The following is a 17,201-nucleotide window of genomic DNA, read 5'->3' as shown; positions in this document are numbered from 1 at the left end:
CCCGTGCCCCTACGCAAGCAAGCTCGGAGAGAAACATGGACGGAAATGCGACGCCCAGCGGCGGCAAGTGCCCGGTGATGCACGGCACGCCCAAGCCCACGGCCTTCGCCGGCCGGTCGAACAAGGATTGGTGGCCGAACCAGCTCAACCTCAAGATCCTGCACCAGAACACGCCCGAGCTGAGCCCGATGCCCAAGGGCTTCAGCTATGCCGAGGCCTTCAAGAAGCTCGACATCGAGGCCGTGCGCCGTGACCTGCACGCGCTGATGACCGACAGCCAGGACTGGTGGCCGGCCGATTACGGGCATTACGGGCCCTTCTTCATCCGCATGGCCTGGCACAGCGCCGGCACCTACCGCATCGGTGACGGCCGTGGCGGCGCGGGCGCGGGCACGCTGCGCTTCGCCCCCCTGAACTCCTGGCCCGACAACGGCAACCTGGACAAGGCGCGCCGCCTGCTCTGGCCGATCAAGCAGAAATACGGCAACGCCCTCTCCTGGGCGGACCTCATGGTGCTCACCGGCAACGTCGCCCTCGAATCCATGGGCTTCAAGACCTTCGGCTTCGCCGGCGGCCGTGAGGACGTCTGGGAGCCCGAGGAGGATGTCTACTGGGGCAACGAGACCACCTGGCTCGGCGATGAGCGCTATGTCGGCGACCGTCAGCTGGAGGACCCGCTCGGCGCCGTGCAGATGGGCCTGATCTACGTCAATCCGCAGGGCCCGAACGGCAAGCCCGACCCGATGGCCTCCGCCCGCGACATCCGCGAGACCTTCGCGCGCATGGCGATGAACGATGAGGAGACGGTGGCGCTGGCCGCCGGTGGTCACACCTTCGGCAAGTGCCATGGTGCGGGTCCGGAATCGCATGTCGGTCGCGAGCCGGAGGGCGCCTCGATCGAGGAGCAGGGCTTCGGCTGGACCAGCAGCTTCGGCACCGGCAAGGGCAAGGACACCATCACCAGCGGCATCGAGGGTGCTTGGACCAACAACCCGATCGTCTGGGACAATGGCTACTTCGACAACCTGCTGGGCTATGAGTGGGAGCTGACCAAGAGCCCCGCCGGCGCCTGGCAGTGGACGCCGAAGGACGCCAAGGCCGAGCGCACCGTGCCCGACGCGCATGACCCGAACCTGCGCCACAAGCCGATCATGACCACGGCCGACATGGCGCTGCGCACGGACCCCGCCTATCTGGAGATCTCCAAGCGCTTCCACGCCAACCCGGACCAGTTCGCCGATGCCTTCGCGCGGGCCTGGTTCAAGCTGACCCACCGCGACATGGGGCCGCGCGCCCGCTACCTCGGCAAGCTCGTGCCGGCCGAGGTGCTGGTCTGGCAGGACCCGATCCCGGCCGTCACCGCCCCCGTGGTGGATGCCGCCGACATCGCGGCGCTGAAGGCGCAGATTCTGGCCTCGGGCCTCTCCATCGCGGACCTCGTCTCGGTCGCCTGGGGTTCGGCCTCCACCTTCCGCGGCTCGGACAAGCGGGGCGGCGCCAATGGCGCGCGCATCCGCCTGGCGCCCCAGAAGGACTGGGCGGTGAATGAGCCCGCCAAGCTCGCCCGCGTGCTGGGCGTGCTGGAGGGTATCCAGGCCGGCTTCAATGCCAAGGGTGCGAAGAAGGTCTCGATGGCGGACCTGATCGTGCTGGGCGGCGGTGCGGCGATCGAGCAGGCGGCCAAGGCGGCCGGCGTCTCGGTCGAGGTGCCCTTCACCCCGGGCCGCGCCGATGCGCTGCCGGAGCACACGGATGTCGACTCCTTCGCGGTTCTCGAACCCAAGGCGGATGGCTTCCGCAACTTCGTGGGCGAGGAGAGCGGCCTCTCCCCCGAGGAGCGGCTGGTGGACCGCGCGCAGCTGCTCACCCTGACGGCGCCGGAGATGACGGTGCTGGTGGGTGGCCTGCGCGTGCTGGGCGCCAATCACGGCAGCGCGCCGCATGGCGTCTTCACGACGCGGCCCGGCGCGCTCACCAACGACTTCTTCACCAACCTGCTCGACATGGGCACGGCCTGGGCGCCTTCGGCGGACATGCACGGACTCTATATCGGGCGGGACCGCAAGAGCGGCCAGGTGAAGTGGACCGCGACGCGGGTGGACCTGGTCTTCGGCTCCAACTCGCAGCTGCGGGCGCTGGCCGAGGTCTTCGCGGTGGATGGCTCGCACCAGGCCTTCGTGCATGACTTCGTGGCGGCCTGGACCAAGGTGATGAACCTGGACCGCTTCGACCTGGCGTAAGCCGGGGCTGAGACCTCCAGAACGGGCCGCCGGGGGAGACCCCGGCGGCTTTTTTTTCGCCCGGCATGCATGACTTGGAAGTCATGCCAAGGCATAAGGCGTTAGCCGCGCATGAAAGACGCCGCGGCGTGAACCAGGAGCCCGGCCATGCGGCTTTTGTTCGTCGTCCCCGTCCTGCTCGCCGCGCCGCTCGTCGCGGAGGCCTCGCTTCTCCAGCCCGATCCGGCGCTGCGCGGCCTTTTGCCAAGCTTCGTCTCCGTCAGCGTCTCCGCCAGCGCGGAGAACCGGGGGCGCTGCGCCCTGCCGGAGGAGCTGGCGGGGCCGCTCTACACCACGCTCGTTCAGGCCGCCGCGAGACTGGGCCTCACGCTGCCCGCCCTGGCGGAGACGGAACGGGTCACGGCGGAGTGGCAGATCGCTAGTGGCGGCACGACCCGGGCCGCGCCGGATCAGCCCCCGGAACTGCCGATGCTGAGCGTCAACCTCACGCTCCAGGGCGTGGGCGAGGGTCGCTGCTTCTTCAGCGGCCACGCGGAACTCTCCGTCACCGTCTCCGGCATGATGGTGACCGCGCAGGGGCCACGGCCGCTCCCCTCGGTCGCGACGATCTGGCGGCGCGAATTGTCGCTCTGGGCGGTCGCCTCCCAGGGGCAGCTGGCGCTCAACCAGAACTTCACCGTGCTGGCGCGGGATCTCGCCCAGACGCTGCTCCCCTGAGCGGGGCGGCCTGTCAGATCCGGCCGGCCGCCGCGAGCGTGGCGCGCGCGGCCGCCTCCACCTCCAGCGGATCATCCGGCGTGCTGCGCGGCACGCGGCGGAAGCTCGCGCGGCGGCCATCATGCCCATAGGGGTCGGGGTGGATCGCGATCCGGCCCTCGGCGTCCGGCCACGCGGTCATGTAGGCCAGCACCACCTGCGCCTCCTGCAGCGGGTGCAGCTCGATGGTGCGGCCCGTCGCCACCTGTTCGTTCAGCTCCTCCACCGGCATGTCGAGCACCCAGGCGCAGAGGTCACGGATCGCCTCCACCCGCACGCAGCCATGCGAGAGGGCGCGGGCCTCGCGCGCGAAAAGGCCCGGGCGGTTGGTGCCGTGCAGGAAGATGCCGTCGGAATTGAGCAGCCCCAGGCGCAGCGGCCCGAGCGGATTGTTCGGCCCGGGCGGCTGGATCAGCCGGTTGCCGACCGCCTGGAAGCCCGCCGTGCCGCCGGCGCGCACCTCGGCCAGGATGCTGGGCGGCACATGCCAGGGCGGGTTGCAGCGCACCGAGGTGGCGAAGCTCATCAGCTGCGGCGTGCGGTTGCGCGGCGTGCCGACGATGACGCGCGAGCGCATGACGGGCCGGCCCGCCTCGAAGGCGACCATCTCCGCACCCGCGATGTTCACCAGGATGAGGCGCGGCGCGGCCCAGTCCATATCCATCTCCGACAGGCGATCCAGCGTGCGTTCCAGCGCCTGGGTGGCGCGCGGATGGGCTTCGCCGTCCAATGCGCGGCGCAGCGTCTCGGGAATGGGCAGCGCGCGGGCGGGCGCGGCCAGCGCGAGGAAGGGGGTGGCGAGCAGCAGGCGGCGGGAAGGGTTCATGCGCGTGACGGACCGATGGATGTCCGGACATGCTAGGGAACGACGCATCTGAATCTCAATGAAAATATGCATATCCGTACATCCGGCCAGGGACACCCGGCATACGAATGCGCCATGTTGTCCTTCGTGGCGCGTGTTAGGCTCGCCGCGCAACGAGGCTGACAACAAGGAAGGACAAGACCAATGGCCGATCTCATCATCATCGCATACGACAATGTCGCCACCGCGCAGGCCGCGCGCGCCAAGCTCGTGGAACTCCAGGGCCGCTACCTGATCGAACTGGGCGACGCCGTAGTGGCCGAGCGCGAGGCGGATGGCGAGGTGAAGCTGCACCAGCCGGTGAACCTGACGGCGGTCGGCGCCGCCTCGGGCGGCATGTGGGGCGCCCTGATCGGGCTGCTCTTCCTGAACCCGCTGCTGGGTGCCGCGGTGGGCGCGGGTGCCGGCGCGCTGAGCGGCAAGTTCACCGACCTCGGCATCAACGACCAGTTCATGAAGGACACGGCCGCGGCGTTGCCCGCGGGCGGGGCGGCGCTCTGCATCCTCGTGCGCAAGGTGACGGCGGACAAGGTGGTGCCGGAGATGGCGCAGTTCGGCGGCCATGTGCTGCAGACGAGCCTGACGAAGGAGCAGGAGGAACAGCTCGACGCCGCGCTGAAGCACGGCTGAGGGCGCCACCCGCATTCCCTGGCCGGCGTCTTGCCTCGCCAGGGGATGACCCGGTATCGCTCCCGCCGGAAATGCTGGAGCCGCGCCACGCCGCGCGGCCGCGAAGGGAGAGAACCGGATGGCTTCATCGCATCGCCTGATCGGCCGCCGCGCGGCGCTTGCCGGCGCCGCGCTCATGGGCATGGCGCCCGCCGCGCGGGCGCAGGGCGCGCCCGACCGACCGGTGCGCCTCGTGCTGGGCTTTCCGCCCGGCACCGCGCCCGATGTGGTGGCGCGCCTGCTGGCCGATGCGCTGCGCGAGGTCTGGCCGGCCGGTGTGGTGGTGGACAACCGCGCCGGCGCCGGCGGCCATATCGCGGCGCAGGAGGTGGCGCGCGCCGCGCCCGATGGCACCACGCTCTTCCTGGGCGAGCTCGGCACGCTCGCCATGGCGCCTTCCACCCATGCGCGGCTGAGCTACGACCCGGCGCGGGATTTCGCGCCGCTGGGCGAGGTGGCCTCGATCGGCTTCGCCTTCGTGGTGCCGGCCGCGCTGCCGGTCACGGACATGGCGGGCTTTGCCGCCTGGGCGCGCGGCCAGTCCCAGCTCTTCATGGGGACTTTCGGCGCCGGCACGCCGGGCCACTTCGGCGCGGCCATGCTCGCCACCCGCCTCGGCGTGAGCGCCGAGCCCGTGCATTTCCGCAGCACGGGCGAGGCGATGACGGCGATCCTGGGCGGCAATGTGCAGGGGATGTTCGGCACGGTGGCCCTGGTGGCGCCGCATGTGCAGGGCGGGCGGCTGAAGGCGCTGGCCGTGACCACGGCCGAGCCGGTGGCGCTGCTGCCCGGCGTGCCGACGATGGCGCAGGCGGGGATCGAGGGGCTGGGCTTCGTCTCCTGGTTTGGCGTGGTGGCGCCGGCCGCGACGCCCGAGCCGGTGCAGGCCATGCTGGAGGCCGGGCTGCGCCGCGCCATGGCGAGCCCCACGCTGCGCGCGCGGCTGCAGGAGGCGGGCTTCCGCCCCGGCACCGGCGAGCGCGCGGCCTTCGCCACGCAGATCCGCGAGGAGACGGCGCGCTGGGCCGAGGTGGTGCGTGTGACCGGCTTCCGCGCGATCGAGTAGCTCAGACGGCGTGGATCGCCACGCGCACCGAATCCGGGCGGCGTTCGCCCAGGCCCAGGAAGAGGCTGCGATGCAGCCAGGCATGCGCCGGCGAGGCGGTCTCGAAGGCTGGCGCGGTGCGGAAATAGACACGCTCGGGCGGCACGGGCTCGCCGCGCAGCAGCCGCGCCATGTCCTCGGGCGCGGCGTGGCGCAGGCCCCGATTGACGATGTAGACCAGCGCGCCATCGGTGAGCTTCAGCGTGTAGCGCGCCTCGATCTCGGCCACGCCGTCATCGCGGATCAGCTGGAAATCGGCGCCGCCGGGCAGCACCTCTCCGTTCAGGCGGGGGCCTTCGATGCGCCCGCCCAGGATGGGGATGATGCGCCGCTCGCCGCCCGGCACGCGGCCCACGCTCAGGGGAGGGCCGACGGCGACCTCCACCGTGCCGATCCATTCAAAGCCGGGTTGCATGATGCCGCGCCGCTCCCTCTCTCTGTGCATGTCCGCCTGGCCGGGGCTGGCGCGCGGTCTGCGCGATTATCCGGCGACCGAGGGCGCGGGTGAAGGGGTGTCGCGGGGCCCGGGCATTCAGATCAGGATCGACACCAGCGGCGTGATCGCAAGGAGGAGCAACGAAAAGACCAGACCATAGGCGAAGACACCGGCCCAATTCGGGTCCGAGTTCTTATTGTTGGAAGGTTGTTCCTTCGGAGAAGGGGGCAGCATGGTGCATCTTCCGTTGGCGGTACTGGAGCCGAGGAATGGGGCGCCGTCCGGGATGTTTCAATGCCGGGTGTACAAAAGCGGATCTATGCAAAGAGGGGACCGCGCGTGCCGAGCCCATGCCGGCGCCATCCCGCATGGCCGGATAGGAGATCTGAAGTGCCGGTGCGGGAAAATGGTGGGCGATGTAGGGCTCGAACCTACGACCCGCTGATTAAGAGTCAGCTGCTCTACCAACTGAGCTAATCGCCCGCCGTGGGGCGCCTTCTAAACAGCTTCGCGCGCTTGTCCAGCCCCGCCACGCATACCGGCCATGCCGAGCGGAATTTTTCCCGCCCCCTCGGGCTGCTCCTGCACATAGGTGGGCCAGGCGAGGCCCGTGACCTGGCCACGCAAACCCCGCAGCAGAGAGAGCCCTTCCTCCACCGGCACATGGAAGCGCGCGGTGCCCGGCGCGGGGTCGAGCTGGTGCAGGTAATAGGGCTTCACGCGGTGGCGCAGCATGGCGCGGAACAGGGCCTCCAGCGCGGCCGCGCTGTCATTCACGCCGCGCAGCAGCACGGATTGGCCCAGCAGCACCAGCCCCGCGCCATGCAGGCCGCGCAGGGCGCGCGCCGCGTCCTCCGCGAATTCCGCCGCGTGGTTGGCATGGACGCAGAGATAGAGCGGGCGCTCCAGCGTCAGCGCCGAGAGCATGCCGGGCGTGATGCGCGACGGGTCCGCCACCGGCACGCGGCTGTGGATGCGCAGCGTCTCGATGTGCGGGATGGCGGCGAGGCGCGAGAGAATCCGCCCCAGCCGCCGGGGCGAGAGCATCAGCGGGTCGCCGCCGGTCAGGATCACCTCGCGCACGGCGGGGGTGGCCGCGAACCAGTCGAGTGCGGCCTCCAGTTCCGCCTCGGTCAGCAGGCCGCCATCGGGGCCCACCGCCTCGCGCCGGAAGCAGAAGCGGCAATAGACCGGGCAGGCCAGCAGCGGCTTGAGCAGCGCGCGGTCCGGATAGCGATGCACCACACCCTTGATGGGGGTGAAGGGCGCGTCCGCCGTCGGGTCTTCCAGCTCATGTGGCGCCGTGACCAGTTCCTCCGCCTCCGGGAGGTATTGCGCCGCGATCGGCGCGCCCGCCTCGCGGATCAGGGCCGCCATGGCGGGTGTGACCGCGATGGAATAGCGCTCCGCCACCGCGGCCAGCGCGGGCACGGCGGCGGGCGCGATCAGGCCGGCTTCGGCAAGCTCCTCGGCGGTGCGCAGCGTGCGGGTCATGGCAGGCGAGGCTCTGCCCTGGTAAGGGCTGGCGCGCAATGCCCCACCCCGTCTGGCACCCCGAAAGCCTGGCCGCGCGCCTGCCCTTCCTCGACGCCCGCGCGCGGCTGACCGCCGCCACCCGCGCCTGGCTGACCCAGCGCGGATACCGCGAGGTGGAGACGCCCTGCCTCGTTCCCGCGCCGGGGATGGAGGTGCATCTGCGCGGCTTCCAGAGCCATTACGAACCGCATCTGGGGCAGGGGGCGCGCCGCGCGCTCTGGCTGCGCACCTCGCCCGAATTGGCCTTGAAGCGCCTGCTGGTGGGCGGCGCGGGCCCGGTCTTCGAGCTGGCGCGCGTCTGGCGCAATGGCGAGATCGGCACGCGCCACGCGCCGGAATTCACCATGCTGGAATGGTACCGCCCGGGCCACACGCTCGACGGCCTGATGGCGGAGACCGAGGCGCTGGTCCGCGCCCTCTGCCCGCCCCTCGTCGCGCATGAGGGGGTCACGACGGACCTCACGCTGCCCTTCGAGCGCATCACCTGCGCCGAGGCTTTCGCGCGTTACGCGGGCCTCGACCTGCTCGCCAGCATCCGCCCCGACGGCACGGGCGATGGCGCCGCACTCGGTGCGCGCGCGGATGAGAGCTGGGAGGAGGCCTTCTTCCGCATCCTGCTGGACCATGTGGAGCCGCATCTCGGCCGCGGCCGCGCGAGCTTCCTCACGCATTGGCCCACCCCTCAGGCCGCGCTCGCCCGCCGTGATCCGCATGACCCCCGCGTGGCGCTGCGCTTCGAACTCTTCGCCGGCGGCATCGAGCTGGCCAATGCCTTCGACGAACTGACGGATGCCGAGGAACAGGCCGCGCGCTTCGCCCATGACGTGGCCGAGCGCGAGCGGCTCTACGGCGCCGAAGCATCCTGGCCGGTGGACGCGGATTTCCTGGCGGCCCTGCGGCATGGCATGCCGGCGGGCAGCGGCATCGCGCTCGGCTTCGACCGGCTGGCGATGCTGGCCAGCGGCGCGCGCCGCATCGAGGATGTGCTCTGGCTGGCCGGCTATCCCTACGGCTGAGGCCGGCCGCTCAGCGGCAGATGAATTGCAGCACGCCCTGAACCTGAGCGGGCGTCACGGTGGTGGTCGCGGGCAGGTTCAGCACGCTCTGGCGCCGCGACGCATTGGCGTCCAGCTCCGTCTCGCGGGTGCCGGCGAGTGGTGTGCCGGGCAACTGGCCGACGCGGATGAAGACCAGCATCCCCTGGTTCGTCAGGTTCCGCAGGCCCACCGAGAAGATCCGCCGCGGCTCATTGTACTCGCGCGTGGCCGGCGCCTCCGTCATCGTCACCGGTTCCACCTGCAGGCGGCCGTCGCAATGCACCCCCTGCGCCTGGGCGGGGAGGGCGAGCGCGGTGGCGAGGAGGCTGGCGGTGAGGATGGCACGCATGGGAAAGGTTCCTTCTGTGTGACGGACAGCCTGCCAGCCGGGCCCGCCTCGCGCCAATCGCCGGAGGCGATCACGGGGTTCCGTCAGGCCGATCGGCGCCGCTCAATCCGCGCGGATGCCGGCACGGCGGATCACCTCGCCCCAGCGCGCCGTCTCGGCCGCCTGGAAGCGCGCGAGTTGCTCCGGCGTGCCGGGCAGCAGCTCGAACCCCGCATCGCCCAGCCGCTGGCGCGTGGCGGGCGCGTTGAGGATGCGCACGATCTCGAGGTTCAGCCGCGCAATGGCGGCGGGCGGGGAACCCGCGCGGGTATAGAGGCCGCTCCAGATCGAGCTGACGAGGTCCGGGTGGCCGAGTTCCGCCGTGGTGGGAACCTCGGGCAGCGCCGTGTGCCGCGTCCGCGCCATGGTGGCGACGGCCGCGACGCGCCCGCCGCGCAACTGCCCCAGCACGTCGGAGATGGAGGGAAACATCAGGCCGAGCCGGCCGCCCACCAGGTCATTCAGCGCCGGCGCCTGGCCGCGATAAGGCACATGCTCGAGCCGGAGGCCCATGGCATGGGCGAACATCTCGCCCGCCAGATGCGTGGGCGAGCCGATGCCCGAGGAACCGTACAGACCGCGCGCGGGTTCGGCGCGCAGGCCTGCGACGAGGCCCGCGAAGTCGCGCGCGGCCGGCGCCGGCCAGTCCGGGCCGATGGCAATGCATTGCGCGTAGTCCGAGACCAGGGTGATGGGCGCGAAATCCGCCACGGGGTCATAGGCCAGGCGCGGATAGAGCGAGGGATTGGCCGAATGCGTGCCCGTGGTGGCCATGAAGAGCGTGAGGCCATCGGGGGCCGCGCGTGCGGCTTCCGTGGCGCCGATGGTGCCGCCCGCGCCGGGGCGGTTCTCGATCACCACGGGCTGCCCCAGCGCCTGGGCGAGAGGTTCGGCGATGAGGCGGGACTGCACATCGGCGCTGCCGCCGGCGGGGAAGGGGACGATGATGCGCAAGGGCCGGTCCGGCCGCCATTCGCCCTGCGCCAGGGCGGGGGCGGCCAGCGGGGTCAGCAGCAATGCGCGTCGCTTCATGGGGCCTCGCGGAGGAAGGGCAGGACGATGCTGTCGAAGAGCGCGGGCTCGGTGCGGGAGAGCGCATGCCCGCCGCGCGGCACGAAGACGGCATAGGCGCCTGGCACCAGCGCCGCCATCTCTTCCGAGAAGTAGCGTGGCGTCAGGATGTCGTCATCGGCGCAGAGCACCATGAGCGGCGGCCTGAGGCGCGGCAGTTCGGCCCGCGGGTCGAAGGCGAGGATGGCGTCCAGCCGGCTGCCCTGCACCACCGGGTCGCCCAGCGCGCCGGCGGCGGCCGCCTCGTCGGCGGCGATCCGCGCCTCATTGGCGTTGATCCAATAGGGCGGGTGCAGCAGCAGGGTGGTGTAGCGGGCATAGGCATCGGCGCCCGCGCGCTCCATCAGGATCTTGCGCAGCGCGAAGACGCGGTGGCGATAGGCGTCGCCATGCGTCGTGCTGGCATAGACGACCATGCGCGAGATGCGCTGCGGCTCGGCCAGCGCCAGCGCCACGCCGATCGCCCCGCCCGTGGAATGGCCGAGATAGGCGGCGCGCGGCATGCCGGCCGCATCCATGACCGCGGCGAGGTCGGCGGCCATCTGCTCGACGGAGGCGACCGGCACGCGGGAGGAATTGCCCGTGCCGCGCTGGTCGAAGACGAGCACGCGGAACTCCCGCGCATAGGCCTCGAGCTGCGGCACCCACCAGCCATGGGTCCCACCAAGCCCGGCCGCCAGCACCACCGGCGGCGCATCGGGCGCGCCGCGCACATCCCACCAGATCTCGGCGCCGTCGCGCTGGACCTTGGGCATCACCCGGGCGTCCAGACCGGCGGCGCGACCGAGCCCACCTGCTCCAGGATGCGGCCGTAAGCCTCGGGCCGGCGATGCGCCGCGAAGTTGAAGATGGTGGTGCGGCCGAGGGTGCAGTCGTCCAGGTCGCAATCGGCGGTGATGAGCTCGTCGCCCCAGCTCGTCGCCTGGGCCATGATCTCGCCCTGCGGGTTCACGATGATGGAATGGCCGAACAGCTCATGCCCATCCTCCGTGCCGCCCTTGGCGGTGGCGACGCCGAAGCAGGCATTCTGATAGCAGCCGGCGCGGATGGAGAGGTGCGAATGCTCGACGCGCAGGTGGTGCGCCTCGAAGCCGCGATTGTCCATGTTGAGCGAGGGCGTGTTGTAGCCGAGCATGACGATCTCGACCTGCTGCAGCCCCATGACGCGCCACGCCTCCGGCCACCGCCGATCGTTGCAGATCATCATGCCGATATTGGCCTGCTGCTGCCCGACCGGCGCGCGGATCACGGGGAAGCCCAGATTGCCCACCTCGAAATAGCGCTTCTCCAGGTGCTGCACGCGGCGGATCGGGTCGTATTCCTTGTGCCCGGGCAGGTGGACCTTGCGATATTTCAGCACGATCTCGCCCGAGGGGTGGACGTAGATGGCGGTGTTGTAGCGGTGCCCGTCCGGCGTCTTCTCGGCATAGCCCAGGTGGAAGCCGATGCCGTATTTCCGCGCCGCCTCGAAGAGCGGCGCCGTCTCGTTCGACGGCATCGCATGCTCATACCAATGATCGGCCTTCGCGATGTCCTCCTCGTACCAGCGCGGGAAGAAGGTGGTCAGCGCCAGTTCGGGGAAGACGACGACCTCGACGCCACGGCGATGCGCGTGCTCCATCAGCCGCACCATGCGGCCCACCGCCACATCGCGGCCTTCGGCCTTCTGGATCGGGCCCAATTGGGCGGCGGCGAGGGTGACGCGGCGGGGCATGGCATGGCTCCTGGAGATGGCGCGCGCAGGATTGCGGCGGATGCGCCCCGCTGCAAGGGCGACCTCGCCCCCTTTGGCGGATTCCACTTGCATGCCATGGCCACGGGAATTCACGCTGCGCCGTCGAAGCTGGAAAGGGTTCCGCCGCATGGCCATCCGCCGCCGCCATCTGCCGCTCGTCGCCGCCCCCGCGCTCCTCTCGCTCGAAAGCCGACACGCCATGGCGCAGGACCCGAGGCGCGTCATCCGCTCGGTGCCGATCGGCGATTTGCGCGCACTGGACCCGATCTGGACCACCACCTACCTGACGCGAAACCACGGCTATCTCGTGTGGGACACGCTCTTCGCGATGGACGCGCAGAACCGCCCGCAACCGCAGATGGTGGAGGAGTTCGGCGTCTCGGGGGACCAGAAGGGATGGACCTTCCGCCTCCGCCCGGGCCTGCTCTGGCATGATGGCGCGCCGGTGCGCGCGGCCGATTGCGTGGCCTCCATCCGCCGCTGGGGTGCCCGCGACGGAATGGGCCGGGCGCTCATGCGCGTGACCGAGAGCCTGGAGGCGCGGGATGACCGCGTCTTCGTCCTCAAGCTCTCGCGTCCCGTGGGCTTCGTCCTGGAGGCGCTGGGCAAGATCGACAGCAACGTGCCCTTCATGATGCCGGAGCGCCTGGCGCGGACGGACCCGAACACCGCCATCACCGAGGTCATCGGCTCCGGCCCCTTCCGCTTCCTCCGCGAGCAATGGAACCCCGGCGCCCGCGTGGTCTATGAGCGCTTCCGCGAATATGTGCCGCGCTCGGAGCCGCCGAGCCAGGCGGCGGGCGGCAAGGTCGCGAAGATCGATCGCGTGGAAAGCCTCTACACGCCCGATGCCGCAACAGCCGCGAATGGCCTCACGACCGGCGAGTTCGACCTGCTGGAAAGCCCCGCACCCGATCTCGTGCCCCGCATGGCCCGCACGCGGGATGTGGTTGTCACGCCCAATGACCCGCTGGGCTACACGCTCTTCATCGTGCTGAACCACCTGCATCCGCCCTTCGACAAGGTGGAGGCGCGGCGCGCGCTCATGTCCGTCATCAATCAGCGCGATTACATGGTCGCGACCGTGGGCAATGACATTCCGTCGCGCGAATGCGGCGCGAATTTCGGTTGCGCAGGAGATGAGCCCGCGCAGTTCGACACGCTGGGCTGGCCGCGCATGACCGACGCCCAGGCGGCGGCCGCCTTCCGCGCGGCGGGCTATGACGGGCGGCCCATCGTGGTCATGAACCCGGCGGACAACGCGACGCTCAGCCCCTCGGCCCTGCTGACGGCCGATGCGCTGCGGCGGATCGGCGCGAATGTGGACCTGATCGCCATGGACTGGTCGGGCCTGGTGCAGCGCCGCGCATCGCGCAACCCGCCGGCGCAGGGCGGGTGGAACTGCTTCGCCACCAACGCCACCATCACCGGCATCCAGAACCCGCTGCTCAACGTCTTCGTCGGGAATTGCGACAGCGGCTGGTTCGGCTGGCCCTGCGATGCGCGCATCCCGGCCCTGAACGACGCCTGGACCTATGAGAACGATCCTGCCCGCGCGAAGCAGATCCTGAAGGAGCTGGAGCGGGTGCATGTCGAGAATGTGACGAACATCCCGCTCGGCCAGTATCGCAGCGTCATCGCGCATCGGCGCAACCTGCGCGGGCTGCTGCCTGGGCCGGCCCTCTTCTACTGGAACCTGGAGAAGGTCTGATGGCCCAGCCTGTTTTCCTGCGCGGCGTCGCCTGGGCGGCGCTGTGGGACGCCGCCGCGCAGCGCCAGACCTATGGGCGCGACCTCGACATCCTGATCGAGGGCGGCAAGGTCGCCAGCATCGCGCCGCATGCGGGCGATGCGCCACCGCCCGAGGGGGCGGAGGTGGTGGATGCCCGCCGCATGCTGGTCATGCCCGGCCTGATGAACATCCACACCCACCCGACGACGGAGCCCGCCTATCGCGGCGTTCGCGACGACCACGGCGTGCCCGAGCAGTTCATGAGCGGCCTTTTCGAACGCTCGCAGAGCATGCGGCTCGACCAGGCGGGCCAGGCGGCGGCGATGCGCCTGGCCTATGCCGAGATGCTGGCGGCCGGTGTCACCAGCGTGGTGGACCTCTCGCGCCCCTTCCCGGAATGGCTCGGGATCATGGCGGAGAGCGGCATGCGTGTCTGGGCGGGGCCGGGCTATGCGGCCGCGCGCTGGGGCATGTCAGCGCCGCAGACCGTCACCTGGCTCTGGAACCGCGAGGATGCCGTCAGGCAATTCGCCGCCGCCAAGCAGGTGATGAAGGAGGCCGAGGCGCATGAATGCGGGCGCCTGACGGGCATCGTCTTCCCGGCGCAGATTGATACCGTCGAGGAGGAGATGCTGCGCGAGAGCATCGCCTATGCCGCCGAGACGGGGCGGCCCTTCACCACCCACATCTCCCAGGCGGTGGTCGAGATCCATGAGATGATCCGCCGCCATGGCGAGACGCCGATCCAATGGGCGTCGCGCATCGGGCTGCTGACGCCGCGCAGCATCCTGGGTCATGCCATCTTCGTGGATGAGCATTCCTCGATCCGCTGGCACACCCGCACCGATATCGGACTGATCGCGGATAGCGGGGCGAGTGTGGCGCATTGCCCTTCGCCCTTCGCCCGATACGGCGAGCATCTGCAGGATTTCGGCAAGTATCGCGCGCGCGGCATCAACATGGGCTTCGGCACGGATTGCGCGCCCCACAACCTGATCGAGGAGATGCGGCTTGCCGTCATCCTGGCGCGCAATGCGGATCGCAACCTGCATGCGGCGGATGCGGGCAGTGTCTTCCATGCGGCGACGGTGGGCGGGGCGGATGCGGTGGGGCGGCCGGATCTGGGGAGGCTCGCACCCGGCGCCACGGCGGATGTGACGCTGGTGGACCTGGGCCACCCGCTGATGCAGCCGGCGCGCGATCCAGTGCGCAGCCTTGTCTTCCACGCGGCGGATCGCGCCACGCGGCGTGTCATCGTGGGCGGCGAGACGGTCTGGAAGGATGGGAAGCCGACGCGGCTGGACGTGACGGAAGCCGCTGGAACCCTCGCCGAGTCCCAGGCGCGGATGCTGCGGGACGCGGCCAAGCACGACTATGCCGGCCGCGATGGCGATGCGATCGCGCCGCTGAGCCTCTCCATGTGGCACGGCCGGAATGCGGCGGTGAACTAGGCCTTCACCGGATAGTCCGCGAGCTCGGGGCGCATCGCCTCGAGCACCCAGTCCACGAAGGCCTCGGGCAGGTCGAGGTAGAATTCGCGGTCGGAATAGGCGCCGACATGGGCGTCCAGGCCGCGCGCCTGCGCCCAGGTGGCCAGCGCGCGCAACGCGGCCTCCGGCGTGTCGCTCAGGAAGGAGACCTGGGAGCGCAGCTTGTCGGCGTCGCGGTGCGCCGTCTCGCTCCGGCTGAATTGCAGGTCGATGTTGCCGCCGGGCTGGCGCAGCCAGATGGAGCGGTCCGTCCGGCGCAGGATGACGAAAGCGAGCTGGTCGACGAACATCTCGACCACGGCCTCAAAGTGGCGCGCGGCGACCCGATGCGCGGTGTGGTTGAACCTCATGTTGACGGCATGAAGGCTTCGCCTTGCTGCCCCTCAGCTGCCGTGCGGCCCGCCTCCGCGGGCCTTGGCTTCGCGGCATGGGCCGCGGCGAGCATTCCCGCTCTCGGCCCTGCAGGCCGCAGACCGGAGCTTCGCAAGCTGTGCTTCATGCCGCCCTGAGCCCCGGCGCCTCATGGCCGCTGCGCGCCACATATTCGGTATAGCCGCCGCCATATTGATGGATGCCCTCCGGCGTCAGCTCCAGCACGCGATTGGAGAGCGCCGCCAGGAAATGCCGGTCATGCGAGACGAAGAGCATGGTGCCCTCATACTGCGCCAGGGCCGTGATCAGCATCTCCTTCGTCGCGATGTCCAGGTGGTTCGTCGGCTCGTCCAGCACCAGGAAATTGGGCGGGTCATAGAGCATGCGCGCCATCACCAGCCGCGCTTTCTCGCCGCCCGAGAGCACGCGGCAGCGCTTGTCGATGTCGTCGCCCGAAAAGCCGAAGCCGCCGGCCAGCGCGCGCAGCGAGGCTTGCGGCGCGCGGGGGAATTCCGCCTCCAGCGCCTCCAGCACCGTGTGCTCGCCATCCAGCAGCTCCATCGCGTGCTGCGCGAAATAGGCGAGCTTGACGCTGCCACCCAGCGCCACCGTCCCCGCATCCGGCTCGGTGGCACCCGTGACGAGCTTGAGCAGGGTGGACTTGCCCGCGCCATTCACCCCCAGCACCGCGCAGCGCTCGCGCCTGCGGATCAGCAGGTCCAGCCCGTCATAGATCACGCGGCTGCCGTAGCGCTTGGAGACGCCACGCAGGTTCACCACATCCTCGCCCGAGCGCGGTGCCGGCTGGAATTCGAAAGACATGGCCTGGCGGCGCTTGGGCGGGTCCACGCGCTCGATCTTGTCGAGCTTCTTCACCCGGCTCTGCACCTGGGCGGCATGGGAGGCGCGGGCCTTGAAGCGCTCGATGAACTTGATCTCCTTGGCCAGCATCGCCTGCTGGCGCTCGAACTGCGCCTGCTGCTGCTTCTCGGCCATGGCGCGCTGCTGCTCGTAGAATTCGTAGTCGCCCGAATAGCTGGTGAGCGAGCCGCCATCGATCTCGATGACCTTGTTGATGATGCGGTTCATGAACTCGCGGTCGTGCGAGGTCATCAGCAGCGCGCCCTCATAGCCTTGCAGGAACTGCTCCAGCCAGATCAGGCTCTCCAGGTCGAGGTGGTTGGAGGGTTCGTCCAGCAGCATCACGTCAGGGCGCATCAGCAGGATGCGGGCCAGCGCCACACGCATCTTCCAGCCGCCCGAGAGCTTGCCGACATCGCCGTCCATCATCTCCTGGCTGAAGGAGAGGCCGGCGAGGACTTCGCGGGCCTTCCCCTCAAGGGCATATCCGCCCAGCTCCTCGAAGCGTGCCTGCACCTCGCCGAAGCGCTCCAGGATCTCGTCCAGCTTGTCGGCCTGCTCGGGGTCGGCGAGGGCCGCTTCCAGCTCGGCGAGTTCGGCGGCCACGGTGCTCACATCGCCCGCGCCGTCCATGACCTCGGCCACGGCGCTGCGGCCCGCCATCTCGCCCACATCCTGGCTGAAGAAGCCGATGGTCACACCCCGGTCCACCAGCACCAGCCCCTCATCGGGCGGCTCCTCGCCCGTGATCATCCGGAAGAGCGTGGATTTGCCCGCGCCATTGGGGCCGACCAGGCCGATCTTCTCGCCGCGCTGCAGGCTGGCCGAGGCCTCGATGTAGAGAAGCTGCTTGCCGTTCTGCTTGCTGATGTTGTCGAGGCGGATCATGAGGGGGCCTGGGCTGGTTG

Annotated in this window: 17 protein-coding genes and 1 tRNA gene; 7 read left to right on the top strand and 11 right to left on the bottom strand. The window is 70.1% G+C overall.

Features of this window, described 5'->3' with window-relative positions:
- Positions 1-35: 35 nt before the first annotated feature.
- Both katG and ACQ860_RS06045 read left to right on the top strand, forming a co-directional pair.
- Positions 36-2,240, top strand: coding sequence for a catalase/peroxidase HPI (katG, locus tag ACQ860_RS06050; RefSeq protein ID WP_431302513.1), 2,205 nt, complete (start codon positions 36-38; stop codon positions 2,238-2,240).
- A 147-nt stretch (positions 2,241-2,387) separates the two neighbouring features.
- Positions 2,388-2,957, top strand: a complete 570-nt coding sequence (locus tag ACQ860_RS06045) for a hypothetical protein (protein ID WP_431302512.1) — start codon at positions 2,388-2,390, stop codon at positions 2,955-2,957.
- 13 nt (positions 2,958-2,970) lie between these two features.
- Here ACQ860_RS06045 and ACQ860_RS06040 read toward each other — a convergent pair whose 3' ends face one another.
- Positions 2,971-3,822 (bottom strand): L,D-transpeptidase family protein, encoded by an 852-nt coding sequence (locus ACQ860_RS06040; RefSeq protein WP_431302511.1) that lies wholly within the window; start codon positions 3,820-3,822, stop codon positions 2,971-2,973.
- A 183-nt stretch (positions 3,823-4,005) separates the two neighbouring features.
- Here ACQ860_RS06040 and ACQ860_RS06035 point away from each other — a divergent pair, with 183 nt between their 5' ends.
- Positions 4,006-4,491 carry a DUF1269 domain-containing protein gene (locus ACQ860_RS06035; RefSeq protein ID WP_431302510.1) on the top strand — a complete coding sequence of 162 codons (486 nt, stop codon included), beginning with the start codon at positions 4,006-4,008 and terminating at the stop codon, positions 4,489-4,491.
- A 118-nt stretch (positions 4,492-4,609) separates the two neighbouring features.
- Complete coding sequence (locus tag ACQ860_RS06030; RefSeq protein WP_431302509.1) at positions 4,610-5,596, top strand: Bug family tripartite tricarboxylate transporter substrate binding protein; 987 nt, start codon at positions 4,610-4,612, stop codon at positions 5,594-5,596.
- A 1-nt stretch (position 5,597) separates the two neighbouring features.
- Here the strand turns inward: ACQ860_RS06030 and ACQ860_RS06025 are convergent, their stop codons facing one another.
- From ACQ860_RS06025 to ACQ860_RS06010, 4 genes are all read right to left on the bottom strand, one after another.
- On the bottom strand, positions 5,598-6,050 hold the full coding sequence (locus tag ACQ860_RS06025) for a DUF3237 domain-containing protein (protein ID WP_431302508.1): 453 nt from the start codon (positions 6,048-6,050) through the stop codon (positions 5,598-5,600).
- Between the two features lie 117 nt (positions 6,051-6,167).
- Positions 6,168-6,305, bottom strand: a complete 138-nt coding sequence (locus ACQ860_RS06020; protein ID WP_431302507.1) for a hypothetical protein — start codon at positions 6,303-6,305, stop codon at positions 6,168-6,170.
- A gap of 173 nt (positions 6,306-6,478) precedes the next feature.
- A tRNA-Lys gene (locus ACQ860_RS06015) sits at positions 6,479-6,554 on the bottom strand.
- A gap of 15 nt (positions 6,555-6,569) precedes the next feature.
- Positions 6,570-7,565, bottom strand: coding sequence for a lysine-2,3-aminomutase-like protein (locus tag ACQ860_RS06010; protein ID WP_431302506.1), 996 nt, complete (start codon positions 7,563-7,565; stop codon positions 6,570-6,572).
- 38 nt (positions 7,566-7,603) lie between these two features.
- Between ACQ860_RS06010 and epmA the strand changes: the two genes are divergently transcribed.
- Positions 7,604-8,623, top strand: coding sequence for an EF-P lysine aminoacylase EpmA (gene epmA, locus ACQ860_RS06005; protein ID WP_431302505.1), 1,020 nt, complete (start codon positions 7,604-7,606; stop codon positions 8,621-8,623).
- A gap of 10 nt (positions 8,624-8,633) precedes the next feature.
- On the opposite strand, the gene ACQ860_RS06000 is transcribed toward epmA, so the two are convergent.
- From ACQ860_RS06000 to ACQ860_RS05985, 4 genes are all read right to left on the bottom strand, one after another.
- Positions 8,634-8,993 (bottom strand): hypothetical protein, encoded by a 360-nt coding sequence (locus ACQ860_RS06000; RefSeq protein ID WP_431302504.1) that lies wholly within the window; start codon positions 8,991-8,993, stop codon positions 8,634-8,636.
- Positions 8,994-9,095: 102 nt separating this feature from the next.
- Entirely contained in the window at positions 9,096-10,064 is a 969-nt protein-coding gene (locus ACQ860_RS05995; RefSeq protein ID WP_431302503.1) for a Bug family tripartite tricarboxylate transporter substrate binding protein, read from the bottom strand.
- A complete protein-coding gene (locus ACQ860_RS05990; protein WP_431302502.1) occupies positions 10,061-10,858 on the bottom strand; it encodes an alpha/beta fold hydrolase in 798 nt (265 codons plus the stop codon). Before ACQ860_RS05990 ends, ACQ860_RS05995 begins: the two co-directional genes overlap by 4 nt.
- Positions 10,858-11,817, bottom strand: a complete 960-nt coding sequence (locus tag ACQ860_RS05985; RefSeq protein ID WP_431302501.1) for an N-carbamoyl-D-amino-acid hydrolase — start codon at positions 11,815-11,817, stop codon at positions 10,858-10,860. The genes ACQ860_RS05990 and ACQ860_RS05985 overlap by 1 nt, the downstream gene beginning before the upstream one ends.
- A gap of 148 nt (positions 11,818-11,965) precedes the next feature.
- Here ACQ860_RS05985 and ACQ860_RS05980 point away from each other — a divergent pair, with 148 nt between their 5' ends.
- Positions 11,966-13,549, top strand: coding sequence for an ABC transporter substrate-binding protein (locus ACQ860_RS05980; RefSeq protein WP_431302500.1), 1,584 nt, complete (start codon positions 11,966-11,968; stop codon positions 13,547-13,549).
- Positions 13,549-15,021 (top strand): amidohydrolase family protein, encoded by a 1,473-nt coding sequence (locus tag ACQ860_RS05975; protein ID WP_431302499.1) that lies wholly within the window; start codon positions 13,549-13,551, stop codon positions 15,019-15,021. Before ACQ860_RS05980 ends, ACQ860_RS05975 begins: the two co-directional genes overlap by 1 nt.
- Here the strand turns inward: ACQ860_RS05975 and ACQ860_RS05970 are convergent.
- On the bottom strand, positions 15,018-15,410 hold the full coding sequence (locus ACQ860_RS05970) for a hypothetical protein (protein WP_431302498.1): 393 nt from the start codon (positions 15,408-15,410) through the stop codon (positions 15,018-15,020). The genes ACQ860_RS05975 and ACQ860_RS05970 overlap by 4 nt on opposite strands.
- 145 nt (positions 15,411-15,555) lie before the next feature.
- Entirely contained in the window at positions 15,556-17,181 is a 1,626-nt protein-coding gene (locus tag ACQ860_RS05965) for an ABC-F family ATP-binding cassette domain-containing protein (protein ID WP_431302497.1), read from the bottom strand.
- Between the last annotated feature and the right edge of the window lie 20 nt (positions 17,182-17,201).

This window comes from Sediminicoccus sp. BL-A-41-H5 (assembly GCF_050632405.1).
Lineage (GTDB): Bacteria > Pseudomonadota > Alphaproteobacteria > Acetobacterales > Acetobacteraceae > Roseococcus.
The sequence above is the reverse complement of the archived record's forward strand: the minus strand, read 5'-3'. Positions and strand labels throughout refer to the sequence as shown.

Excerpts from the sequence above, each read along its gene's own strand:
- katG (WP_431302513.1), top strand. The coding sequence starts at position 36 with ATGGACGGAAATGCGACGCCCAGCGGCGGCAAGTGCCCGGTGATGCAC.
- ACQ860_RS06045 (WP_431302512.1), top strand. The coding sequence starts at position 2,388 with ATGCGGCTTTTGTTCGTCGTCCCCGTCCTGCTCGCCGCGCCGCTCGTC.
- ACQ860_RS06040 (WP_431302511.1), bottom strand. The coding sequence starts at position 3,822 with ATGAACCCTTCCCGCCGCCTGCTGCTCGCCACCCCCTTCCTCGCGCTG.
- ACQ860_RS06035 (WP_431302510.1), top strand. The coding sequence starts at position 4,006 with ATGGCCGATCTCATCATCATCGCATACGACAATGTCGCCACCGCGCAG.
- ACQ860_RS06030 (WP_431302509.1), top strand. The coding sequence starts at position 4,610 with ATGGCTTCATCGCATCGCCTGATCGGCCGCCGCGCGGCGCTTGCCGGC.
- ACQ860_RS06025 (WP_431302508.1), bottom strand. The coding sequence starts at position 6,050 with ATGCAACCCGGCTTTGAATGGATCGGCACGGTGGAGGTCGCCGTCGGC.
- ACQ860_RS06020 (WP_431302507.1), bottom strand. The coding sequence starts at position 6,305 with ATGCTGCCCCCTTCTCCGAAGGAACAACCTTCCAACAATAAGAACTCG.
- ACQ860_RS06010 (WP_431302506.1), bottom strand. The coding sequence starts at position 7,565 with ATGACCCGCACGCTGCGCACCGCCGAGGAGCTTGCCGAAGCCGGCCTG.
- epmA (WP_431302505.1), top strand. The coding sequence starts at position 7,604 with ATGCCCCACCCCGTCTGGCACCCCGAAAGCCTGGCCGCGCGCCTGCCC.
- ACQ860_RS06000 (WP_431302504.1), bottom strand. The coding sequence starts at position 8,993 with ATGCGTGCCATCCTCACCGCCAGCCTCCTCGCCACCGCGCTCGCCCTC.
- ACQ860_RS05995 (WP_431302503.1), bottom strand. The coding sequence starts at position 10,064 with ATGAAGCGACGCGCATTGCTGCTGACCCCGCTGGCCGCCCCCGCCCTG.
- ACQ860_RS05990 (WP_431302502.1), bottom strand. The coding sequence starts at position 10,858 with ATGCCCAAGGTCCAGCGCGACGGCGCCGAGATCTGGTGGGATGTGCGC.
- ACQ860_RS05985 (WP_431302501.1), bottom strand. The coding sequence starts at position 11,817 with ATGCCCCGCCGCGTCACCCTCGCCGCCGCCCAATTGGGCCCGATCCAG.
- ACQ860_RS05980 (WP_431302500.1), top strand. The coding sequence starts at position 11,966 with ATGGCCATCCGCCGCCGCCATCTGCCGCTCGTCGCCGCCCCCGCGCTC.
- ACQ860_RS05975 (WP_431302499.1), top strand. The coding sequence starts at position 13,549 with ATGGCCCAGCCTGTTTTCCTGCGCGGCGTCGCCTGGGCGGCGCTGTGG.
- ACQ860_RS05970 (WP_431302498.1), bottom strand. The coding sequence starts at position 15,410 with ATGAGGTTCAACCACACCGCGCATCGGGTCGCCGCGCGCCACTTTGAG.
- ACQ860_RS05965 (WP_431302497.1), bottom strand. The coding sequence starts at position 17,181 with ATGATCCGCCTCGACAACATCAGCAAGCAGAACGGCAAGCAGCTTCTC.